Source organism: Streptomyces sp. NBRC 110028 (genome assembly GCF_001417735.1).
GTDB lineage: Bacteria > Actinomycetota > Actinomycetes > Streptomycetales > Streptomycetaceae > Streptomyces.
On sequence record NZ_BBUZ01000023.1, the window covers coordinates 643,372 to 664,526 of the forward strand.

The 21,155-nt window shown below is 71.6% G+C and carries 17 protein-coding genes; 13 read left to right on the forward strand and 4 right to left on the reverse strand.

Annotated features, from left to right (window positions below; genetic code table 11):
- Positions 1–116: 116 nt before the first annotated feature.
- The 6 genes from ASC60_RS07950 to ASC60_RS07975 all read left to right on the forward strand — a co-directional run bounded on the left by ASC60_RS07950 (position 117) and on the right by ASC60_RS07975 (position 8,696).
- Positions 117–983 carry a hypothetical protein gene (locus ASC60_RS07950; protein WP_159043220.1) on the forward strand — a complete coding sequence of 289 codons (867 nt, stop codon included), beginning with the start codon at positions 117–119 and terminating at the stop codon, positions 981–983.
- Complete coding sequence (locus ASC60_RS07955; protein ID WP_079038248.1) at positions 980–3,238, forward strand: bifunctional polysaccharide deacetylase/glycosyltransferase family 2 protein; 2,259 nt, start codon at positions 980–982, stop codon at positions 3,236–3,238. The genes ASC60_RS07950 and ASC60_RS07955 overlap by 4 nt, the downstream gene beginning before the upstream one ends.
- 78 nt (positions 3,239–3,316) lie before the next feature.
- On the forward strand, positions 3,317–4,708 hold the full coding sequence (locus ASC60_RS07960; RefSeq protein WP_055548197.1) for an aspartate ammonia-lyase: 1,392 nt from the start codon (positions 3,317–3,319) through the stop codon (positions 4,706–4,708).
- A gap of 68 nt (positions 4,709–4,776) precedes the next feature.
- The gene (locus tag ASC60_RS07965) at positions 4,777–5,478 is read left to right on the forward strand and encodes a DUF402 domain-containing protein (RefSeq protein WP_055548199.1); all 702 of its coding nucleotides are present in this window, start codon (positions 4,777–4,779) and stop codon (positions 5,476–5,478) included.
- Positions 5,479–5,612: 134 nt separating this feature from the next.
- The gene (locus ASC60_RS07970) at positions 5,613–6,332 is read left to right on the forward strand and encodes a class I SAM-dependent methyltransferase (protein ID WP_055548201.1); all 720 of its coding nucleotides are present in this window, start codon (positions 5,613–5,615) and stop codon (positions 6,330–6,332) included.
- Between the two features lie 60 nt (positions 6,333–6,392).
- Entirely contained in the window at positions 6,393–8,696 is a 2,304-nt protein-coding gene (locus ASC60_RS07975) for a SpoIIE family protein phosphatase (protein WP_055548202.1), read from the forward strand.
- 66 nt (positions 8,697–8,762) lie between these two features.
- Here ASC60_RS07975 and ASC60_RS07980 read toward each other — a convergent pair whose 3' ends face one another.
- Entirely contained in the window at positions 8,763–11,009 is a 2,247-nt protein-coding gene (locus ASC60_RS07980; RefSeq protein WP_055548204.1) for a transglycosylase domain-containing protein, read from the reverse strand.
- A 219-nt stretch (positions 11,010–11,228) separates the two neighbouring features.
- Here ASC60_RS07980 and ASC60_RS07985 point away from each other — a divergent pair, with 219 nt between their 5' ends.
- From ASC60_RS07985 to ASC60_RS08005, 5 genes are all read left to right on the forward strand, one after another.
- Positions 11,229–12,170 (forward strand): SPFH domain-containing protein, encoded by a 942-nt coding sequence (locus ASC60_RS07985; protein ID WP_055548206.1) that lies wholly within the window; start codon positions 11,229–11,231, stop codon positions 12,168–12,170.
- Entirely contained in the window at positions 12,167–12,454 is a 288-nt protein-coding gene (locus ASC60_RS07990) for a hypothetical protein (protein ID WP_055548208.1), read from the forward strand. Before ASC60_RS07985 ends, ASC60_RS07990 begins: the two co-directional genes overlap by 4 nt.
- 85 nt (positions 12,455–12,539) lie before the next feature.
- The gene (locus ASC60_RS07995; RefSeq protein WP_055548210.1) at positions 12,540–13,064 is read left to right on the forward strand and encodes a PadR family transcriptional regulator; all 525 of its coding nucleotides are present in this window, start codon (positions 12,540–12,542) and stop codon (positions 13,062–13,064) included.
- Positions 13,061–13,747 (forward strand): ABC transporter ATP-binding protein, encoded by a 687-nt coding sequence (locus ASC60_RS08000; protein ID WP_055548212.1) that lies wholly within the window; start codon positions 13,061–13,063, stop codon positions 13,745–13,747. Before ASC60_RS07995 ends, ASC60_RS08000 begins: the two co-directional genes overlap by 4 nt.
- Positions 13,744–16,248, forward strand: a complete 2,505-nt coding sequence (locus ASC60_RS08005; protein WP_079038249.1) for an FtsX-like permease family protein — start codon at positions 13,744–13,746, stop codon at positions 16,246–16,248. Before ASC60_RS08000 ends, ASC60_RS08005 begins: the two co-directional genes overlap by 4 nt.
- A 96-nt stretch (positions 16,249–16,344) precedes the next feature.
- Here the strand turns inward: ASC60_RS08005 and ASC60_RS08010 are convergent, their stop codons facing one another.
- Complete coding sequence (locus ASC60_RS08010; RefSeq protein ID WP_079038250.1) at positions 16,345–17,301, reverse strand: hydrogen peroxide-inducible genes activator; 957 nt, start codon at positions 17,299–17,301, stop codon at positions 16,345–16,347.
- A gap of 137 nt (positions 17,302–17,438) precedes the next feature.
- Between ASC60_RS08010 and ASC60_RS08015 the strand changes: the two genes are divergently transcribed.
- Together ASC60_RS08015 and ASC60_RS08020 are read left to right on the forward strand one after the other, a co-directional pair.
- The gene (locus tag ASC60_RS08015) at positions 17,439–17,993 is read left to right on the forward strand and encodes a peroxiredoxin (protein WP_055548216.1); all 555 of its coding nucleotides are present in this window, start codon (positions 17,439–17,441) and stop codon (positions 17,991–17,993) included.
- Positions 17,994–18,004: 11 nt separating this feature from the next.
- Entirely contained in the window at positions 18,005–18,544 is a 540-nt protein-coding gene (locus ASC60_RS08020; protein ID WP_055548218.1) for an alkyl hydroperoxide reductase, read from the forward strand.
- A gap of 75 nt (positions 18,545–18,619) precedes the next feature.
- Here ASC60_RS08020 and ASC60_RS08025 read toward each other — a convergent pair whose 3' ends face one another.
- Together ASC60_RS08025 and ASC60_RS08030 are read right to left on the reverse strand one after the other, a co-directional pair.
- Entirely contained in the window at positions 18,620–20,113 is a 1,494-nt protein-coding gene (locus tag ASC60_RS08025; protein WP_079038251.1) for an AI-2E family transporter, read from the reverse strand.
- A 135-nt stretch (positions 20,114–20,248) separates the two neighbouring features.
- The gene (locus tag ASC60_RS08030) at positions 20,249–20,965 is read right to left on the reverse strand and encodes a transglycosylase SLT domain-containing protein (RefSeq protein ID WP_055548221.1); all 717 of its coding nucleotides are present in this window, start codon (positions 20,963–20,965) and stop codon (positions 20,249–20,251) included.
- Between the last annotated feature and the right edge of the window lie 190 nt (positions 20,966–21,155).

Genomic DNA, 21,155 nt, shown 5'->3' on the forward strand with positions numbered 1-21,155 from the left:
CTTCCGGCCGACCTCTCCGCAAACCTCGCACATCCAATGAAAAGTGATGGACTATGACACACCGCATGTTTGACACATAGGTTGTATGTCGTATTTTCTGGATTAGCCTCTGACGCATGGATCCTCAGTCAGATGTGGCCGAGCGTGCGCCCTCGCGTCCCGTCCGCTCCGACGTGGCCGGGAAGGGGCCCGTGTTCGTGGACCTCTCCGGGCGCCGCGGCCGGCTGGTACGGCACGCGGGCGCGCTCGCGGGAGCCGTCTGCTTCGGCTATTCGGCGGTCCTCGGGGTGGGTTTCGCGGGCGGTACGGCCATCGCGCCCAAGACGCTGATCCCGGGTCACCCCATCACCACCGAGGCGTTCCGCCGGGAGCCGAGGAGCGCCCCGGAGGGGCACGTCGGCGGGCGTTCCGGCGTGCGTGAGCACCCGTCGGGAGACCGGTACGCCCCGGCAAGCGGCCCGGACCGCCCCCGGCCGCACTCCCCCGCGGACGTACGCCCCGCGAGCGCCCGGAAGCCCACCGCGCTCGCCCGCCCCGCGCCGCCCCAGCCGCACCGCGCGTCCCCGGCGCGTGACGCGCGGCCCGCGCGCGCGGCGCACCCCGCGCGCTCCGGCCACGGACCGGGCGCGCACCACGCCCCGCGGCATCGGCGGTCCGCGGCCCACCGGCCGGGCCATGCGCCGCATCACGCGCGGCACCACAAGCCCGCCTCCTCACCCGGGCGCCCGGCGTCCCACAAGCCGTCCCACAAGCCGTCCCGGAAGCCGGTGGGCCCGGCGCCCGACCCGGTGAAGAAGCCCCCGGCCGCGAAGCCCGCCAAGCCCGCCAAGCCCGCCGCTCCGGGCCCCGGCCGCCCCCAGAACCCCGGCAACGGCCAGGCCGACCCCCCGGTGAACGAGCCCGGGACCGCGGGATGGGGGCCGGCCATGCCCGCGGGCATCGACTGGCAGTCGCTCACGTCGTTCCGCGACGGGGTGTCATGAGCGGCGGCAGACCGCCGAAGCTGCCACGGCCACGCGGCCGCAGACTCCCGACAACCGGCAAGAAGACGCCCGGAAGGACACACTCCGGCAGGCCGGCCAAGTCCCGCAAGCTCCACACGTCCCGCAAGCTCCGCACGTCCCGGACGTCCCGGACGTCCCGCACCCGGATGGCCTTCGCCCTGGCCACGCTCCTCGCGCTGGTGTGCGCCCTGCTGCTGGACGGCTATCTGTACGCCGAGATCGGCAACGACGCCCGGGTGCACGCCGCGCATTCGTACCGCACCGTGCCCGAGCGGCTGCGCAGCGGCGGCCCGGTCATCACCTTCGACCGGAAGGGGAAGGCGACCGAACACCCCATCCCCGCCAAGACCATCGCGCTGACCTTCGACGACGGACCGGACCCGCGCTGGACCCCGGAGATCCTGGCCGTGCTGCGCGAGCACCACGTGCCGGGGACGTTCTTCGTGCTGGGCCAGATGGTGGTGCGCCATCCGGGGCTGGTGCGCCGGATGGTGGCCGCCGGCCATGAGGTCGGGGTGCACACCTTCTCCCATGTCGACCTGTCCTACCAGGACAGGCAGCGGATGAACCGCGAACTGGCCCAGTCCCAACTGGCGCTGGCGGGCGCGGCGGGTGTCACCAGTTCGCTGTTCCGGGCGCCGTACGCCTCGGAGGTCTCCGCGCTGGACGACCGCACCTGGCCGGTCCAGCGGCATGTGGGCGCCGAGGGCTATGTCAGCGCGTTCGTGGACACCGACAGCGAGGACTGGCGGCGGCCCCCGGTCAAGGAGATCGTCCAGAACGCCACCCCGCGCGGCACGAAGGGCGCGTCGGTGCTCTTCCACGACGCGGGCGGCAACCGCTCGCGGACCGTGAAGGCCCTGGAGCGCTACATCCACCGGATGGCGGCGCGCGGCTACTCCTTCACCACCATCACCGGCGCGCTCGGCGCCAAGAGCGCCAACCACCCGGCCCCCGCCCTGCGGGTGTGGGAGGGCCGGACGCTGATCTGGGCCGCGCTGGCCACCCAGTACGCGCTGCCGGTGCTCATCGGGCTGCTGGGGGTCGTCGGCTTCGCGGTGTCCGGCCGGCTGCTGCTGATGCTGGGCCTGGCCTGGTGGCACCGCCGCACCCGGGACCGGCGGCGCTACACCCTGGTGCAGGAGGTGGGCGACCCGGTGAGCGTCATCGTGCCCGCGTACAACGAGAAGGAGTGCATCGCCCACACCCTGAACTCGCTGGCCGCCTCCACCCATCCGGCCGAGATCGTGGTGGTGGACGACGGCTCGACCGACGGCACGGGGGACATCGTGGAGGCGATGGGGCTGCCCCACGTACGGGTGCTGCGGCAGCCGAACGCGGGCAAGCCCGCCGCGCTGAACAACGGCATCGCGAACGCCCGCCACGAGCTGATCGTGATGATGGACGGCGACACCGTGTTCGAGCCCACCACCATCCGGGAGCTGGTCCGCCCCTTCGCCGACTCCCGGGTCGGCGCGGTCGCGGGCAACGCCAAGGTCGGCAACCGCCATCGGCTGATCGGCGTCTGGCAGCACATCGAGTACGTGATGGGCTTCAACCTCGACCGGCGGATGTACGACCTGCTGCGCTGCATGCCCACCATCCCCGGCGCGATCGGCGCCTTCCGCCGCCGCGCGCTGCTGGACGCCGGGGGCATGAGCGCCGACACCCTGGCCGAGGACACCGACATCACCATCGCGCTGCACCGGGCCGGGTGGCAGGTGGTGTACCAGGAGCACGCCCGCGCCTGGACCGAGGCGCCGGGCACCCTGGGCCAGCTGTGGAAGCAGCGCTACCGGTGGAGCTACGGCACCATGCAGGCGCTGTGGAAGCACCGCCGCGCGCTAATCGACCGGGGGCCCTCGGGGCGGTTCGGCCGGGTGGGGCTGCCGCTGGTGGTGCTCTTCCAGATCCTCACCCCGCTGTTCGCGCCGCTGATCGACCTGTTCACGCTGTACGGGGTGATCTTCGTGGACCCGGTGCGGTCGCTCACGGCGTGGGGCGCGCTGCTGCTGGTGCAGCTGCTGGGCGCGGCGTACGCCTTCCGGCTGGACGGCGAGCGGTACCGGGTGCTGGCCGTACTGCCGCTCCAGCAGATCGTCTACCGCCAGCTGATGTACCTGGTGCTGCTGCATTCGTGCGTGACGGCCGCCACCGGCGCCCTGCTGCCCTGGCAGAAGCTCAAGCGCACCGGTGAGGTGGAGGCCCCGCGCGCCCCGGAGGCCGTACGGTGACCCACCTCACCGCTCGGTCTGCGGCGGTGCGGGAAGACGGCGGGGAAAGACAACGCTGTCGTGCACGGAGGTGTCCTGATGACCGAAGAGAGCTACCGGACCGAGCACGACTCCATGGGTGAGGTGCGGGTGCCGGCGCACGCCAAGTGGCGGGCGCAGACCCAGCGCGCGGTGGAGAACTTCCCCGTCAGCGGGCAGCGCCTGGAGCGGGCGCACATCGAGGCGCTGGCCCGGATCAAGGCCGCGGCGGCCGCGGTCAACGCCGAGCTGGGCGTGGTGGAGACCGACATGGCGGCGGCGATCGCGGAGGCGGCCGTGGAGGTCGCCGAGGGCCGCTGGGACGAGCACTTCCCGGTGGACGTGTTCCAGACCGGCTCCGGCACCTCGTCCAACATGAACACCAACGAGGTGCTGGCCACCCTCGCGACCGAGCGGCTGGGCCGCCCGGTGCACCCCAACGACCATGTGAACGCGAGCCAGTCGTCCAACGACGTCTTCCCGTCCTCCATCCACGTCGCCGCCACCGCGGCCGTCACCGCCGACCTCATCCCGGCGCTGGAGCACCTGGCGGAGGCGCTGGAGCGCAAGGAGGCCGAGTTCGCCGAGGTGGTGAAGGCAGGGCGCACCCATCTGATGGACGCGACCCCGGTGACGCTGGGCCAGGAGTTCGGCGGCTACGCGGCGCAGGTGCGGTACGGGGTGGAGCGGCTGCGCGCCGCGCTTCCCCGGCTGGCGGAACTGCCGCTGGGCGGCACCGCCGTGGGCACCGGCATCAACACCCCGCCCGGTTTCCCGGCCGCGGTCATCGCCGAGCTGGCCCGGGCCACCGGGCTGCCGCTGACCGAGGCCCGGAACCACTTCGAGGCGCAGGGAGCGCGGGACGGGCTGGTGGAGACGTCCGGTCAGCTGCGGACCATCGCGGTCGGCCTCACCAAGATCGCCAACGATCTGCGCTGGATGGCATCGGGCCCGCGCACCGGTCTCGCCGAGATCGCGCTGCCCGATCTGCAGCCCGGCTCGTCGATCATGCCGGGGAAGGTCAACCCGGTGATCCCCGAGGCCGTCCTGATGGTCGCGGCCCAAGTCACCGGCAACGACGCGACCGTCGCCATGGCCGGGGCCGCCGGGAACTTCGAACTGAACGTGATGCTCCCGGTGATCGCCAAGAATCTGCTGGAATCGATCCGGCTGCTGACCAGCGCCTCCCGGCTGCTGGCCGACCGCACGATCGACGGGATCACGGCCAACGCGGAGCGGGCCCGGGAGTACGCCGAGTCCTCGCCGTCCGTCGTCACGCCACTGGGCCGCTACCTCGGCTACGAGGAGGCGGCGAAGGTCGCCAAGAAGTCCCTGGCCGAGCGGAAGACCATCCGCGAGGTGGTGCTGGAGTCGGGCTATGTGGAGCGCGGGCTGCTGACCCGGGAGCAGTTGGACGAGGCGCTGGACGTGCTGCGCATGACGCGTCCGTAAGCCCCTGTTGTACTGTGCGTGCGGCATAGGTCACGGCACGGCGGCCCCGTCGCACCTAAGATCTGCTCATGACAGCGGACATCGCGGAGACGAGGGGCATGGCGGGCGGCGCCCGATGGGCGCCGGGGGATCACATCCTCTGGCGTTATCGGGCCAACGCCTCCGACGCCATTCACATCTGCCGTCCGGTGACCGTCGTCCGGGACTCCTCCGAGTTACTGGCCGTCTGGCTGGCACCCGGCACGGCGTGTGTGAAGCCGCAGCTCGCGGACGGTACGCAGGTGCACCGCGAGCCGCTGTCCACGCGCTACACCAAGCCGCGCGTCACCGCGCTGTCCCAGTGGTTCGGCACCGGGGTGCTCAAGCTCGCCCGGCCCGGCGACCCCTGGTCGGTGTGGCTGTTCTGGGAGCGTGACTGGCGCTTCAAGAACTGGTACGTGAACCTGGAGGAGCCGCTGGCCCGCTGGAGCGGCGGGGTGGACTCCGAGGACCACTTCCTGGACATCGCGGTCTACCCGGACCGGAGCTGGGAATGGAAGGACGAGGACGAGTTCGCGCAGGCGCAGCGGGCCGGTCTGATGCCCGGTGAGCAGGCCGAGCGGGTGCGGGCGGCGGGCCGGGCCGCCGTGCGGCTCATCGACTCCTGGGACGCTCCGTTCCGGGAGGGGTGGGAGGAGTGGCGCCCGGACCCGTCGTGGACGGTCCCCGTCCTCCCGGCGGACTGGGACCGTATCGACAGGGGGCGTACGTCGGCGCACTCGAGGTCCTGAACCTCTTGTTGTGTCCCCGTGTTTCAAACGTAGGATCGTCGTCCGGAACACTGCACATGCGGGAAACAAGACATAGGCGCAACTCACGGACGATGCGCATGATCTGACGCAATGTCACAGGAGGGGCGGGAGTCGTGAGCGGTGAGGACGACTACGGCGACGGCTATGCGGGCTATGAGGACTTCGACCGCCTGGCGCTCGACCGCAGCGGTCAGGCAGAGGCGTTCGACGCCATAGGCGACCGGTACGACGACGCCTTCCCCCATAAGGAAGGCCAGGTCGCGGCCGGTCAATGGCTGGCCGACACGCTGCCGCCCGGTTCCCGCGTGCTCGACGTCGGCTGCGGTACGGGACTGCCCACGGCCCGTCAGCTGACGGAGGCCGGACACCGGGTGACGGGCATCGACATCTCACCGGGGATGCTGAAGCTGGCCCGGGACAACGTCCCGGACGCCGAATTCCACCAAGTGGACATCGTCGACCTCAGAGTCGGCGGCCGGTACGGCCCCGGGGGATCCCGGGAACTCGGCCCCTTCGACGGCATCGCCGCCTACTTCTCGCTGCTGCTGCTGCCCCGCCCGGAGATCCCGTACGCCCTGCGCGCCCTGCACGCCGTGCTGAGACCCGGAGGACTGCTGGGACTCGCCATGGTCGAGGCGGACGTCGACGACTTCGCCATCCCGTTCCTCGGCAACTCGGTCCGGGTATCGGGTTATCTGCGGGAAGAACTTCGACAGGTCGTGACCGATGCGGGCTTCGAGATCGCCGGGGAGGACTCGCACGCGTACGCCCCGGCCAGCACGGACGTACCACCCGAGATCCAGCTCTATCTGAACTGCCGACGACGTGCCTGACACTCGGTGCGCCCCCGACGAGACGGGGGCGCACGGCCCCGGACGGATGGAAACCCACGCGTGACGGAGCACCCCACCCCCCACAACAGGCGACAGGCCACCACCCCTGCCGCCGCCTCGGGCATGCCCGAGGACGCGCACGGCGCGGTCCCGGACCCGCGGACCGCCGTGCGGCAGACGGCAGCCCCCGGCCAGGAGCCGGGCGGCGGCCGGCCGCGTCCCGCCTTCCCCGCGGACGGCCCGTCGGCCGCCCCGGGCCCCGGCGGCGCCCCGGACCCGGAGCCGGACGGCGCCGGGGGAGACGCCCGGCCACGGCCCGGGCGCCGCGGCGGAGGGACCAAGCGCGCCGGTGACGGGACGCAGCGCCGGAGCACGGCGCAGAGCGAGCAGCCGGAGCACGGCACACCGGAGGGCGAGCCTGTGTGGGACGCGGACCGCAATGCCGCTTCAGGCGCGGCGAGCCGACCCGGGGCCCGGGACGACGCCCCCAGCACCACGGCGGGCGAGCACCCGGCCCCGGCGCAGCCGGACGGGGGCACGTCGGCGGGCACGGCCGCGGCCGCCGGTGAGGTCGCGTACACCACCCCCGAGGGCGGGATGCCCGCCGTACCGCCCTCGACCGCGCCCGGCGCCGACAGCACCGCCGCCGTGCGGGACCGGAGCGGGGACCGGCTGCGGTTCGTCGGGGCGGCGACGCGGCGCATCGCGCGCGGCATCGACCTCGACGAGATCGTGCTCGGCCTGTGCCGGGCCACCGTGCCCACCTTCGCCGACGCGATCCTGGTCTATCTGCGCGATCCGCTGCCGGTCGGCGACGAGCGCCCGGTCGGCCCGGTGGTGCTGCGGCTGCGCCGTACCGACCGGATCCCGCTGGACCCGGACACCGAGAGCGGGCGGCTGCCGCTGATGTCCTCGCAGCCCGATCTGGCGCCCGCCGTGGGCGGCGGACCCGCCGCCGAGCTGTGCGAGGTGGAGGCGGGCGGTCCGCTGGCCGAGGTGTTGCGCGGGGTGCGGCCGGTGTTCGGCGACTCGCAGGCCGCCCGCGCCGCGCTGCCCGAACTCCTCGGCGAGGGGCCGTCGGTGGCGACCGGCCAGCGCACCGTGCTGGCCCCGCTGCGCGGCCGCCGCCGGGTGATCGGCGCGGCCGTGTTCGTACGCCGCCCGGACCGGCCGCCGTTCGAACCGGACGATCTGCTGGTCGCCGCCCAGCTGGCCACCCACACCGCGCTCGGCGTCGACAAGGCGGTGCTGTACGGGCGCGAGGTCTACATCGCGGACGAGCTGCAGCGCACCATGCTGCCCGACTCGCTGCCCCAGCCCACCGGCGTCCGGCTGGCCAGCCGCTATCTGCCCGCGGCCGAGACCGCCCGGGTCGGCGGCGACTGGTACGACGCGATCCCGCTGCCCGGCAACCGGGTGGCGCTGGTGGTCGGCGACGTGATGGGCCACTCCATGACCTCGGCCGCGATCATGGGCCAGCTGCGCACGACCGCGCAGACCCTGGCCGGGCTCGACCTGCCGCCGCAGGAGGTGCTGCACCACCTCGACGAGCAGGCCCAGCGGCTCGGCACCGACCGCATGGCCACCTGCCTGTACGCGGTCTACGACCCCGTCGCGCACCGCATCATGGTCGCCAACGCGGGCCACCCGCCGCCCCTGCTGCTGCACCGCGGCGGCCGCGCCGAGGTGCTGCGGGTGCCGCCGGGGGCGCCGATCGGGGTCGGCGGCGTCGACTTCGAGGCAGTCGAACTGGACGCGCCCGCCGGGGCCACCCTCATGCTCTACACCGACGGCCTGGTCGAGTCGCGGATGCGCGACGTGTGGACCGGGATCGAGCAGCTGCGCGAGCGGCTGACCGCCACCGCCCGGCTCACCGGCCCCAACCCGCCGCCGCTGGAGCCGCTGTGCGACGAGGTGCTGGACATGCTCGGGCCCGGCGACCGCGACGACGACGTGGCGCTCCTCGCGGCCCGCTTCGAGGGCATCGCGCCCAGCGACGTCGCGTACTGGTTCCTGGACCCCAAGGCCCAGACCGCCGGACAGGCCCGCCGCCTGGCCCGCCGGGCGCTGACCCGCTGGGACCTGGAAGACCTGACGGACGCGGTGGAGCTGCTGGTCAGCGAGGTGGTCACCAACGCCGTACGGTACGCGGAGCGGCCCATCACCCTGCGCCTGCTGCGCACCGACGTGCTGCGCTGCGAGGTCGGCGACGACGTGCCGCAGCTGCCCCGGCTGCGCCAGGCCCGGCCCTCCGACGAGGGCGGCCGCGGGCTGTACCTGGTCAACCGGATGGCCCGCCGGTGGGGTGCGACCCGGCTGTCCACGGGCAAGGTCGTCTGGTTCGAACTGGCCATGCCGAACTGAGCCGCCCGGCACCTTCCGTGCGGGAAGGTGCCGGGCGGCTCGGGGCGTCTCCGTCGGGCCGGGTGGTCAGCCCAGGCCCTGGCCCTGCTCGCCCCCGCCGTTCTCGTTGCCCGGCGGAGGGATCGGCGAGGTGGGCAGCGACGCCGGCGGGGAAGACGGCGTGGACGGCGGGGTCGACGGCGTCGCGGGCGTGGTCGGGGCGGTGGGCGTGGCGTCCGCGGTCGGGCTCTCGGTCGAGGTCGGGCTCTCGTCATCCGTGGGCGTCGGGGACGTGCTCGGGCTTTCCTCGGACTCCGTCGCGGACGGTGTGGTCGGCGCGACGTTGTTCAGCTCGGTGTCCAGGTCGAACTTCGTGGTCGAGGAGCCGTTCAGGGTGCTCCCCATGTACGCGGACCAGATCCTGGCCGGGAAGTCACCACCGTTGACCCGGCCGCCGCCGGCCGTGCCCTTGAGCGAGACCTGCGTGCCCTTGCCCTCCCTCTCGCCGAACATGCCGACCGAGGTCACCAGGTCGGGGGTGTAACCGGTGAACCAGGCGGACTTGTTGTCGTCCGAGGTGCCGGTCTTGCCCGCCATCTCCTGGCCCTTGGTGCGCACGGCCTGGCCGGTGCCGTCGTCGACCACACCGGTGAGCACCTGGGTGACGGAGTCGGCCGCGCCACGGCTGATCGCCTGGCCGTTGGTCGGGTCCGGCAGATCGGCCTGCTGCTCCTCGCCCTTCTGGGCCGACTTCACGAACGCCGGGGTGACCTTCTTGCCGTGGTTGTCGAGGGTCGCGTAGACCCCGGCCATCTCCTTGGGGCTGGCGCCCATCACGCCCAGCGACATCGCGGGGCGCACGTCGAAGCCGTTCTTCACGTCGCCGACCATGCCGAGGTCCATGGCGGTGTTCTTGACCTTGCTCAGTCCCACGTCCACCGCCATCTGCGCGAAGACGGAGTTGACCGACTTGTTCATCGCCTTCTGGACGTTGATCGGGCCGTAGGACTTGTTGTCCTCGTTCGGCGGGGCGAAGGCGGTGTCGCTGCCCTTGACCGGCCGTCTGCTGGTGCCGTCGTAGAGGGTCTTGGACGTGATCGGCGTGCCGCTCTGGGTGGTCGAGCCGTTCTCGTAGGCCGAGGCCAGGATGAGGGGCTTGAAGGTGGAGGCGGGCTGGTAGTCGGAGCGGGTCGCGTTGTTGGTGTAGTGCTCGGTGTAGCCCGCGCCGCCGTACATCGCCACGATGCCGCCGGTCTTGGGGTCCACCGAGACGGCGCCGACCTGGGCATCCTTGTCGACCTGGCGCTTCTTCGGGTCCAGCTTGTCGGTCAGCTCGGTGCGGACCGCCTTCTCCAGCGCCTTCTGCTTCTTCTTGTCGATGTTGAGGGTGATCGTCCAGCCGCCGGCCTGGACCTCGCTCTCGCTCACCCCCGCCTTGTACAGCTCCTTCTTGGCCGCCTCGATCACGTAGCCGGTCTGGCCATCGAGCCCGGGGATGGGGCGGGGTGCGATGGGCTTGTCGAACTTCAGCCCGTCGCGCTCGCTCTTGGACAGCCAGTCCTTCTCGACCATGTTGTCGAGGATGTAGTTCCAGCGGGCCACGACCAGCCTTTTGCCGTTGGGACCCGCCGTTGAATAGTCGTACTGGCTGGGGGCCTGGAGCAGTGCCGCGAGGTAGGCGCCCTGCGCGACCGTCAGCTTCTCGACGTCCTTGCCGTAGTACGCGCGGGCGGCGGCCTGGATGCCGTAGGCGCCGCGGCCGTAGTAGCTGGTGTTGATGTAGCCCTGGAGGATGTAGTCCTTGGACTTGTCCTGGTCCACCTTGAGGGAGATCACCAGCTCCTTGAGCTTACGGCTGACCGTCTGCTCCTGGCTCAGGTAGTAGTTCTTGACGAACTGCTGGGTGATGGTCGAGCCACCCTGCTTGCCCCGGCCGAGGGCGGTGTTGATCAGACCGCGCGCGGTGCCGGAGAAGGACACACCGGAGTCGGTGTAGAAGTCCTTGTTCTCGGCGGCGACGAAGGTGTGCTGCACCTTCTTGGGGATCTTGGACAGTGACACCGACTCGCGGTTGACGCTGCCCTCCTTCGCCATGACCGAGCCGTCGCTGTACTTGTAGATGTTGGCTTCCGCCCTCGCCTCGGCGTTGGCCGGGGGAACGTTCACGCTGAAGTACAGGATGGCGAACGCCCCGACGGCGAGGGCGCCCAGCCCGACGAAGTAGGCCAGCACCATCTTCCAGGTGAAGAACCTGCGTATGCCCCCCTGTTTGGCGGCCTTCTTGGCTCTGCGTGCGCCCTTCTGACGCGCCCGCCGCTCGTCCGCTCTACCCATCTCTCCCGCCGCTCCAGTCCATACCCGCCCCCCCAGCCCAGCTCATGAAGCTAGCACCGCATCAACCGGCACATACTCATCGATCAAGCTTTTTCCGTACGTGACAAAGAGCACGTCCCTCACGGGAACTGACAGCCCAGGGCGGCCGGGGGTTGCACGGGGAGATAAATGTGTTATCACTTTGCTAGACAGCATCCACGAAGCAGGAACGGGGACCCCATGACCGACACCACCGCCCCCACCGCCGACATACCGGCCATCCCCGAGCCACAGGTACGGGAGCGGCCCGCCCGGAACATCAGCGGCGGCCTCGCCCTGCTGCTGGGCCTGGCCGGGCTGGTCGCCGGGGTCGGGCTGATCCTCGCCGGGGCCGCCGTCGCCGCCGAGCACGAGGGCGCCGGATCCACGACGCTGATCGTCGCCGGGATCGTGGTGATCCTCACCGCGATCATCACGATGTGCGGGCTGAACATGGTCGCGCCGGGCGAGGCCCGGGTCGTCCAGCTCTTCGGCCGCTACCGCGGCACCATCCGCACCGACGGGCTGCGCTGGGTGAACCCGCTGACCAGCCGGGAGAAGATCTCCACCCGGGTGCGCAACCACGAGACCGCGGTACTCAAGGTCAACGACGCCTACGGCAACCCGATCGAGCTGGCCGCCGTCGTGGTCTGGAAGGTCGAGGACACCGCGCAGGCGATGTTCGAGGTGGACGACTTCCTGGAGTTCGTCGCCACCCAGACCGAGGCGGCCGTGCGCCACATCGCCATCGAGTACCCGTACGACGCCCATGACGAGAACGGCCTGTCGCTGCGCGGCAACGCCGAGGAGATCACCGAGAAGCTCGCGATCGAGCTGCACGCCCGGGTCGAGGCGGCCGGGGTCCGCATCATCGAGTCGCGCTTCACCCATCTCGCGTACGCCCCGGAGATCGCCTCCGCGATGCTCCAGCGGCAGCAGGCGGGCGCGGTGGTCGCCGCCCGGCGGCAGATCGTGGACGGCGCGGTCGGCATGGTCGAGGCGGCGCTGGCCCGGATCACCGAGGAGCAGATCGTGGAGCTGGACGAGGAGCGCAAGGCGGCGATGGTCAGCAATCTGATGGTGGTGCTGTGCGGGGACCGCGCCCCGCAGCCCGTCCTCAACACCGGCACGCTCTACCAGTGACGGAGCAAGAGGAGGAGGGCGCGGCCGGCCGGCAGCCGCGGCGGCAGCGCAAGCAGACGCTGCTGCGGCTCGACCCGGCGGTCTACGACGCCCTCGCCCGGTGGGCGGGCGAGGAGCTGCGCAGCGCCAACGCGCAGATCGAGTTCCTGCTGCGCAAGGCGCTTTTCGACGCGGGCCGGCTGCCCGGCACGGCCCGCCCGATCCCCCGCCGCGGCCGCCCGCCGCGCGCGGCGGGCGGGGACGGGGCCGAGGACGACGAAACCGGGGGCCGGACCGCACCGTAACCCACAGCAAGCCTGTGACCTGCGACAACACACTACTCACGGCATCTATACACGCGATGTATACGCATCGTGTAGAGTGCCGTGCATGTCAATCGGTCACACCCTGCTCGGACTTCTGGAGTCCGGTCCACGACACGGCTACGACCTCAAGCGCGCCTTCGACGAGAAGTTCGGGCACGACCGCCCACTGCACTACGGACAGGTCTACTCGACCATGTCCCGGCTCCTGAAGAACGGCCTCGTCGAGGTCGACGGCATCGAGCACGCGGGCGGCCCCGAGCGCAAGCGCTACGCGATCACCGACGCGGGCATCACCGATGTGGAGCACTGGCTCGCGCAGCCCGAGAAGCCCGAGCCGTACCTCCAGTCGGTCCTCTACACCAAGGTCGTCCTCGCGCTGCTCACCGGGCGCGACGCCGCCGATCTGCTCGACGTCCAGCGCTCGGAGCACCTGCGGCTGATGCGCGAGCTGACGCAGCGCAAGCGCGGCGGCGACCTGAGCGACCAACTCATCTGCGACCACGCCCTCTTCCACCTCGAGGCCGATCTGCGCTGGCTTGAGCTCACCGCGGCCCGCCTCGCCCCACTCGCCAAGGCGGTGCGTTCATGACTCCGGCGGGATCCCTGCTGATAGCCGACGGCCTGCACAAGTCGTACGGTCCCACCCCCGCGCTGGACGGCGCGGACTTCTCCATCCACCCCGGCGAGGTCGTCGCCGTGATGGGCCCCTCCGGCTCCGGCAAGTCGACGCTGCTGCACTGCCTGGCCGGGATCGTCCGGCCGGACTCCGGCGCGGTCCACTACAGCGGGCGCGAGCTGTCCGCCATGTCGGACGCCGAGCGCAGCAGCCTGCGCCGCGGCGAGTTCGGCTTCGTCTTCCAGTTCGGCCAGCTCGTCCCCGAGCTGACCAGTGTGGAGAACGTCGCGCTGCCGCTGCGGCTGAACGGGGTCAAGCGCAAGGAGGCCGAGGCGCGGGCGCTGTCCTGGATGGAGCGGCTGGAGGTCGCCGATGTGGCGGCCAAGCGGCCCGGTGAGGTCTCCGGCGGTCAGGGGCAGCGCGTCGCGGTCGCCCGTTCGCTGGTCACCGGGCCGCGGGTGCTGTTCGCCGACGAGCCGACCGGCGCGCTGGACTCCCTCAACGGGGAGCGGGTGATGGAGCTGCTGACCGAGGCGGCCCGGGAGACCCGTACGGCGGTCGTCCTGGTCACCCATGAGGCGCGGGTCGCCGCGTACTCCGACCGCGAGGTCATCGTGCGCGACGGCAAGGCGCGGGACATGGCGGGTGCCCGATGAGCGGCCCGCACGAGGGCCCCACCGGCCCGGACGGCGGCCACTCCGGCCGGGCGACCCTGACGGCCGCACCGCCCTCGCCCCCGCCCCCGCCCCCCGTGCCGCCGCGCCGCGTCGGCGTCGCCCGCTGGGCCGCGGACCTCGCCATGGGCGGGCGGTTCGCGGTCAGCGGAGGGCGGGAGAGCTGGGCCCGGACGATCATGACGGCGGTCGGGGTGGGCCTCGGCGTCACCCTGCTGCTGTTCGCCGCCTGCGTCCCCACCATGGACGCCGCGCGCACCGAACGGGACAACGCCATCGCCGCCTACGGCTTCGGGGAGGAGCCGGAGCCGGGCCCCGGCACGGTCCACGTCTCCCAGGCGGACACCGACTTCCGCGACATGGACATCTCGGGCATGGTGATGGCGCCCGACGGCGACCGTCCGCCCCATCCGCCGGGCATCAGCGGCCTTCCGGCCGCCGGGGAGATGTATGTCTCCCCCGCGCTGAAGAAGCTGCTCGCCTCCGACGAGGGCAAGCTGCTCCGGGACCGTTTCCCGTACCGCACCGCCGGGGTGATCGGCGACAGCGGACTGACCGGCCCCACCGAGCTGCGCTACTACGCGGGGATCACCCCGAAGCAGTTCGACAGCGTCCCCTCCAGCTACCACCTCGCCACCTGGGGTGCCACGGACACCAGCGGGGACGGGCTGGATCCCGCGCTGGTGCTGCTGGTGGTCATAGTCTGTGTGGTGCTGCTGCTGCCGGTGCTCATCTTCATCGCCACCGCCGCCCGCTTCGGCGGCGAGCGGCGCGACCGGAGACTGGCCGCGCTGCGGCTGGTCGGCGCCGACATCCACATGACCCGGCGCATCGCCGCGGGCGAGTCGCTCTTCGGCTCGGTCCTCGGGCTCGCGGTCGGCACCGCGCTCTTCCTGCTGCTGCGGGAGGCCGTCGGCGGTGCCTCGATGATGAACCTCAGCTTCTTCACCTCCGACATCACGCCCTCCCTCCCGCTCGCCCTGGTGATCGCGCTGGCCGTGCCCGCCTCGGCCGTCGCCGTCACGCTCATCGCCCTGCGCGCCATCGCCATCGAACCGCTGGGCGTCGTACGGGAAGCCACCCCCAGGCGGCGGAGGCTGTGGTGGCGGCTGCTGCTGCCGGTCCTCGGCGTCGGGATGCTGGCCCCGCTCGCGGGCGGCTTCGGGTCGAGCAGTACGACCGGCGAGGCCCAGGCGTACCAGGCAGCGGCCGGTGCCGTGCTGCTCCTCATCGGCATCACCGCGCTGCTGCCGTGGCTGGTCGAGTCCGTCGTGGAGCGCTTCGGCAAGGGCCCGGTGCCCTGGCAGCTCGCCACCCGGCGGCTCCAGCTCAGCAGCGGCACCGCGGCGCGCGCGGTCAGCGGCATCACGGTGGCGGTCGCGGGGGCCATCGCGCTCCAGATGCTCTTCGCGAGCGTGCAGGCCCGTAGCACCGAGGAGACGGACCAGGACCCGAACCGCGCCCAGCTGATGATGAGCATGAACGTGGACAACGGCGCCCAGGCCCGCGACGCCTTCGCCCGGCTCGGCGCGGCCAAGGGCGTGCGCAGCGTGCTCGGGATCACCCAGGACTTCGTCTCCGACGCGCGCAGCGAGGCGAAGGACCCGGCCGACATCCCGACCGGCGCCCTCACCGTCGCCGGATGCCCCGCGCTGCGCGAGCTGGCCCACCTCAAGAGCTGCCGGGACGGCGATGTCTTCATCATCGGCGAACCACCGGCCGACGCGGAGGCCGAAGGGACAGTGGCCTACGCGGACCCCGACAGCCCCTTCCTGAAACCGGGCGCGCAGGTCAATCTGAGCTCCGACGACGACGGCATGCCCACGTCCGGCAAGCGGAAGCTGTGGACGATCCCCCGCTCGGCCACGGCGGCGAAGCCCAGGAAGGACCCGACGGGCGCCTACCGCTCCGGCATCTTCGCCACTCCCGGTGCCTTCGACGTCACGAAGCTGACCGACCCGCAGGCGGTGGCCATGATGCGCATGGACCCGAAGGTGCCGGACGCCAACGAGTACGTGCGCAACGCCAGCGTGGCGATCGACCCGGCGATGGACGTGATCACGCTCACCAGCTCGTCGCAGTCGGCCGCATTCCAGACGATCCGCACGTCGCTGTTCATCGGCGCCACCGCGACGCTGCTGCTCATCGGGGCCAGCATGATCGTGACCACCCTGGAGCAACTGCGGGACCGCAAGCGGCTGCTGTCCGTCCTGGTCGCCTTCGGCACCCGGCGCTCCACACTGAGCTGGTCCATCCTGTGGCAGACCGCGGTCCCGGTGGTACTGGGTCTCGCGCTGTCGGTAGCGGGCGGGCTGGGCCTGGGCGTCCTGCTGCTGAAGATGGTCGATGAGGGAATGGCCGTGGACTGGGCCGGGCTCCTCACGATGACCGGCATCGGCGCGGGCGTCATCGTCCTGGTGACGCTGGCCAGCCTGCCTCCGCTGTGGCGCATGATGCGCCCGGAGGGGCTGCGGACCGAGTAGCCCCGGCGGGGGGAACCGGAATGCGCCGTCGCGGCGGGGAGGAATCCCCGCCGCGACGGCGCGTCGGCATGCGAGCCGCGTGGCGTGCGCCCCGCGTCAGCCCGCGACCCGCACCGGCAGCGGACGCACCGCCTCGCGCAGCGTCGCCGCCAGCTCCTCGAACTCCTCCGCCCGCGCGGCCCCGGCGCGCATGGCCAGGGCGACACGGCGGGTGGGGGCCGGGTCGGCGAAGTCGCCGGTGGCCAGCTCGTCGTTGCGGCCGGTCTCGACCCGTAGCGCGGTACGCGGCAGCAGCGTCACCCCGAGCCCGCCGCCGACGAGCTGCACCAGCGTGGAGAGTCCGGCGGCGGTCGTGGTCACCGGGGCGCCCTCGGTGCGGCCGGCCTCGCGGCAGATGTCCAGGGCCTGGTCGCGCAGGCAGTGGCCCTCGTCCAGCAGCAGCAGATCCAGTTCGCCCAGCGCCTCGCGCGGTATGTCCGTACGCCCGCCCAGCCAGTGGTTCCGCGGCGTGACCAGGACGAAGTCCTCGTCGAACAGCGGCAGTTCCACCACCCCCGGGGCACCGAGGGGGACCGCGAGCAGCAGCAGGTCCAGCCGCCCCTGGGCGAGCCCGTCCAGCAGCGAGGCGGTCTGCTCCTCGTGCACCTGCAGGTCCAGGCGCGGATACTGCTCGCGCACCAGCCGCAGCACGGTCGGCAGCAGATACGGGGCCACGGTCGGGATCACCCCGAGCCGCAGCACACCGGTGAACGGCGCCCGCGCCGCCTCGGCCTCCTCCAGCAGCGCACCGACCTCGGCGAGTACGGAGCGTGCGCGCGCGGCCAGCCGTTCACCCGCCGGGCTGAGCAGCACCTTGCGGGTCGTACGCTCGAGCAGCTGAACTCCGAGCGTGTCCTCCAGCGTGGCGACGGCGCCCGAAAGGGCGGGCTGGCTCATCCCGATGGCGGCCGCCGCATCCCGGAAGTGCAGATGCTCGGCGACCGCGGCGAACGCCTTGAGCTGGGACAAGCTCGGCTGCCGTGGCCTTCCGGGCGGGGTCACTGTCGCGGCCACTGATAGCCACCTCCAATCAACTTCAGCGAGTCTAGCTATTTCACTGATCAATGTGGAATGTGCCAGGGTGGAGATCGTCCAACCCCGGGAAACCCTCACAAAGGGGTCCCTCCCACGCGAAAGCTGCAAGGAGAAACGTGCTCACTGTCGGTGACAAGTTCCCCGAGTTCGACCTGACCGCCTGCGTCTCGCTGGAGAGCGGGCAGGAGTTCGAACAGATCAACCACAAGACCTACGAGGGCAAGTGGAAGATCGTTTTCGCATGGCCCAAGGACTTCACCTTCGTGTGCCCGACCGAGATCGCGGCCTTCGGCAAGCTGAACGAGGAGTTCGCGGACCGTGACGCCCAGATCCTGGGCTTCTCCGGCGACTCCGAGTTCGTCCACCACGCCTGGCGCAAGGACCACGCCGACCTGCGTGACCTGCCCTTCCCGATGATGGCGGACTCCAAGCACGAGCTGATGCGCGACCTGGGCATCGAGGGCGAGGACGGCTTCGCGCAGCGCGCCGTCTTCATCGTGGACCAGAACAACGAGATCCAGTTCACCATGGTGACGGCCGGTTCCGTGGGCCGTAACCCCAAGGAGGTCCTGCGGGTGCTCGACGCCCTGCAGACCGACGAGCTGTGCCCGTGCAACTGGAGCAAGGGCGAGGACACCCTCGACCCGGTCGCGCTCCTCTCCGGCGAGTGAGGTGAATTGACATGGCACTCGACGCCCTGAAGTCCGCCCTGCCGGACTACGCCAAGGACCTGAAGCTGAACCTCGGTTCGGTGATCGGCAACTCCGAGCTTCCGCAGCAGCAGCTGTGGGGCACCGTACTGGCCTGCGCGATCGCCTCGCGCTCGCCGCGGGTGCTGACCGAGCTGGAGCCGGAGGCCAAGGCCAACCTGTCGCCCGAGGCGTACACCGCCGCCAAGTCGGCGGCCGCCGTCATGGCGATGAACAACGTGTACTACCGGACCCGGCACCTGCTGTCCGACCCGGAGTACGGCAACCTGCGCGCGGGTCTGCGGATGAACGTCATCGGCAACCCGGGCGTGGACAAGACCGACTTCGAGCTGTGGTCGCTCGCGGTCTCCGCGATCAACGGCTGCGGCATGTGCCTGGACTCGCACGAGCAGGTGCTCCGCAAGGCGGGCGTGGACCGCGAGACGGTCCAGGAAGCCTTCAAGATCGCCGCGGTGCTGCAGGCGGTCGGCGCCACCCTGGACGCCGAGGGCGTCCTGGCCGCGGGCGGCTGACGACTGCGCCCACGAATGCGAAGGGGCGCCCCACCGGTCCGGTGGGGCGCCCCTTCGCGTTCGTGGCCACGGGAGTTACGCGCCGTCCTCACCCGGGCGCCGGACCGGCGCCGTCGCCACTACCGTCGCGCCGTGCGGGCGCGGGGCGGCGCGCAGGGCCCTCTCGCCGCCGTACGCGCGCAGATAGCCGACCACCGTGTTGACGACCGCCACCAGCGGTACGGCCACCACCGCGCCGCCGATGCCGCCGATCAGCGAGCCGCCCGCGACCGAGAGCACCACGGCGAGCGGGTGGACCCGCACCGCGCGGCCGAGGATGAACGGCTGCAGCACATGCCCCTCGATCTGCTGCACCGCCAGCACCACCACCAGCACCATCGCCGCCGTGAAGACGCCCTGGGTGACCAGCGCCACCATGACGGCGAGCGCGCCGGAGACCACCGCACCGACCAGCGGGATGAAGGCGAAGAGGAAGATGAAGACGGCGAGCGGCACGGCCATGGGCACGTCGAGGAAGAACAGCCCCACACCGATGAAGATCGCGTCGATGAGGGCCACGATCACCGTGCCGCGCACATAGGCGGTCAGCGTGGCCCAGGCGCGCGGACCCGCGCCCGCCACGCCCGGCCGGGCCGCCGCGGGGACGAGCCCCAGCGTCCAGCGCCAGATCCGCGGCCCGTCGTACAGCAGGAACAGCGTGCTGAACATGGTCAGCAGGATGCCGGTCAGCACCTCGACGACGACCGTGACGCCTTCGAGCCCGGCCGAGGTGATCTCCTCGGTGTTGGAACCGACGGCCTCGCGCAGGCTCTTGGCGACGTGGTTGATCTGCTTCTCCGTCACGTGGAACGGGCTGTGCAGCAGCCAGCGCCGCAGATCGTCGATACCGGCCTGGAGCTTGTTGGACAGCTCGTCGATGTTCTCCATGACCTGCCAGACCACGAACCACACGACCAGCCCCATGACGATGAAGCCGCCGATGAAGGTGATGGTCGTGGCGAGCCCGCGCGGGACGCCCCGGTTGCGCAGCCGGGTGACGGTGGGCTCCAGCAGGGCCGTGATGAGCAGGGCGATGGTGAAGGAGAACACGACCAGCTGGACGGAGCTGATGACCTGCATCAGCACATAGACCGTCCCGGCCAGCACCAGCAGCCGCCATCCGGCCTCGGCGGCGACGCGCACGCCCCAGGGGACGGCCTCGGCCGGCTCGGGCCGGGGCGCGACGGCGGGGGCGTAGGAGGGCGGGGCGGGCACGCTGGGCACTCCGGACGGCTCTTGCGGCTCGTCCGGCGCCCGCCCTTCACTCGGCGGCTCGTGGGGCTCTCCCGGCTGCGCCTCGCCGGGCGCGTGCGGCTCGCCAGGGGTGTGCGCCTCGCCGGGCGCGTGCGGCTCCCTCGGTGACTCCGGGCGGTGGGATGACGGCTCCGGGCCTCCGGCAGGCCCGGGCGGCCGGCCGGCCCCTCCGCCGCCCTCGTCACCCCGTGCCGCGGCCTCTTCGTGTTCGAGCCGCGCGGCAAGCCGGGTCAGACCGGCCCCCAACCTGCCGACCCACTCTGGCAATCTGGACATTTCGGCTTTCCCTACCCCCGGTTCCCCCGTGGTCGTCGGCATGACGTTACCGGCTCCGGACGCACGAAACCCCCGACCTGGCGGACGGGGGTTTCGCGAAGCTCTGTTACCGAGCGGCCGGAAGGCCCGGGCCGATCAGTAGTAGTTGTTGGCCTGCCAGAACGACCAGGCCTCACACGGGCTGCCGTAGCGGTCGTTCATGTAGCCCAGGCCCCACTTGATCTGCGTGGCCGGGTTGGTCTTCCAGTCGGCACCGGCCGAGGCCATCTTGGACGCGGGCAGCGCCTGCACCAGACCGTACGAACCCGAGGACGGGTTGGTGGCCTGGTAGTTCCAGCCGCTCTCGTGGTCCACGATGTTGCTGAAGCACTGGAACTGGTCGCCCGGGATCATCTGCCGGGCCATGGCCTGGACCTCGCTGATGGTGTACGAGGCCTTGACCGGGAAGGCACCGGAGTCACGCGTCGCCGAACGGCTCGCGATCTCCTGCTTCTTCTTTGCCTCGCGCTCCTTCGCCAGCTTCTCGGCGGCCGCCTTGTCCGCGGCGGCCTTCTTGGCCTTCGCGTCCTGGGCTGCCTGCTTGCGGGCCGCCTCCTCAGCGGACTTCTTAGCCTCCGCGTCGGCTGCGGTGGACTGCACGTCCGCCTGCTGCGTCAGGGATGCTGTCTGCGCCACGGCCTGCTGGCCGGCGGGTATGTCCGCAAGGAGCGTCGAGTCGGCGGCGGTCGCCTCGATCGGGTCGGACGGGCTCTGCTGCTGCCCGCCACCCGCGGCGACACCGACGACGGCGCCCACAGTGGTGACCGCGGTGGCCGAGGCCACTGCGAATCCCCGGACCGAAATCCGGCTCACTCGGTTTCCTTCCAGCATCGCCCGCTTAGGTGACCTCGCGGGCGCCAATCGTGCCCCTGACGCTGGCCTCCCCTTGTTCCGTCCCCGGTACTGCTCGACGGGTACGGCTGGTCACGGGAGGCGCTGGCCCGGTGCGTCCTCCCGAGGGAGGGCCGCAAGGTGCTCGGGCGGCATACGGCGAACTCTCTTC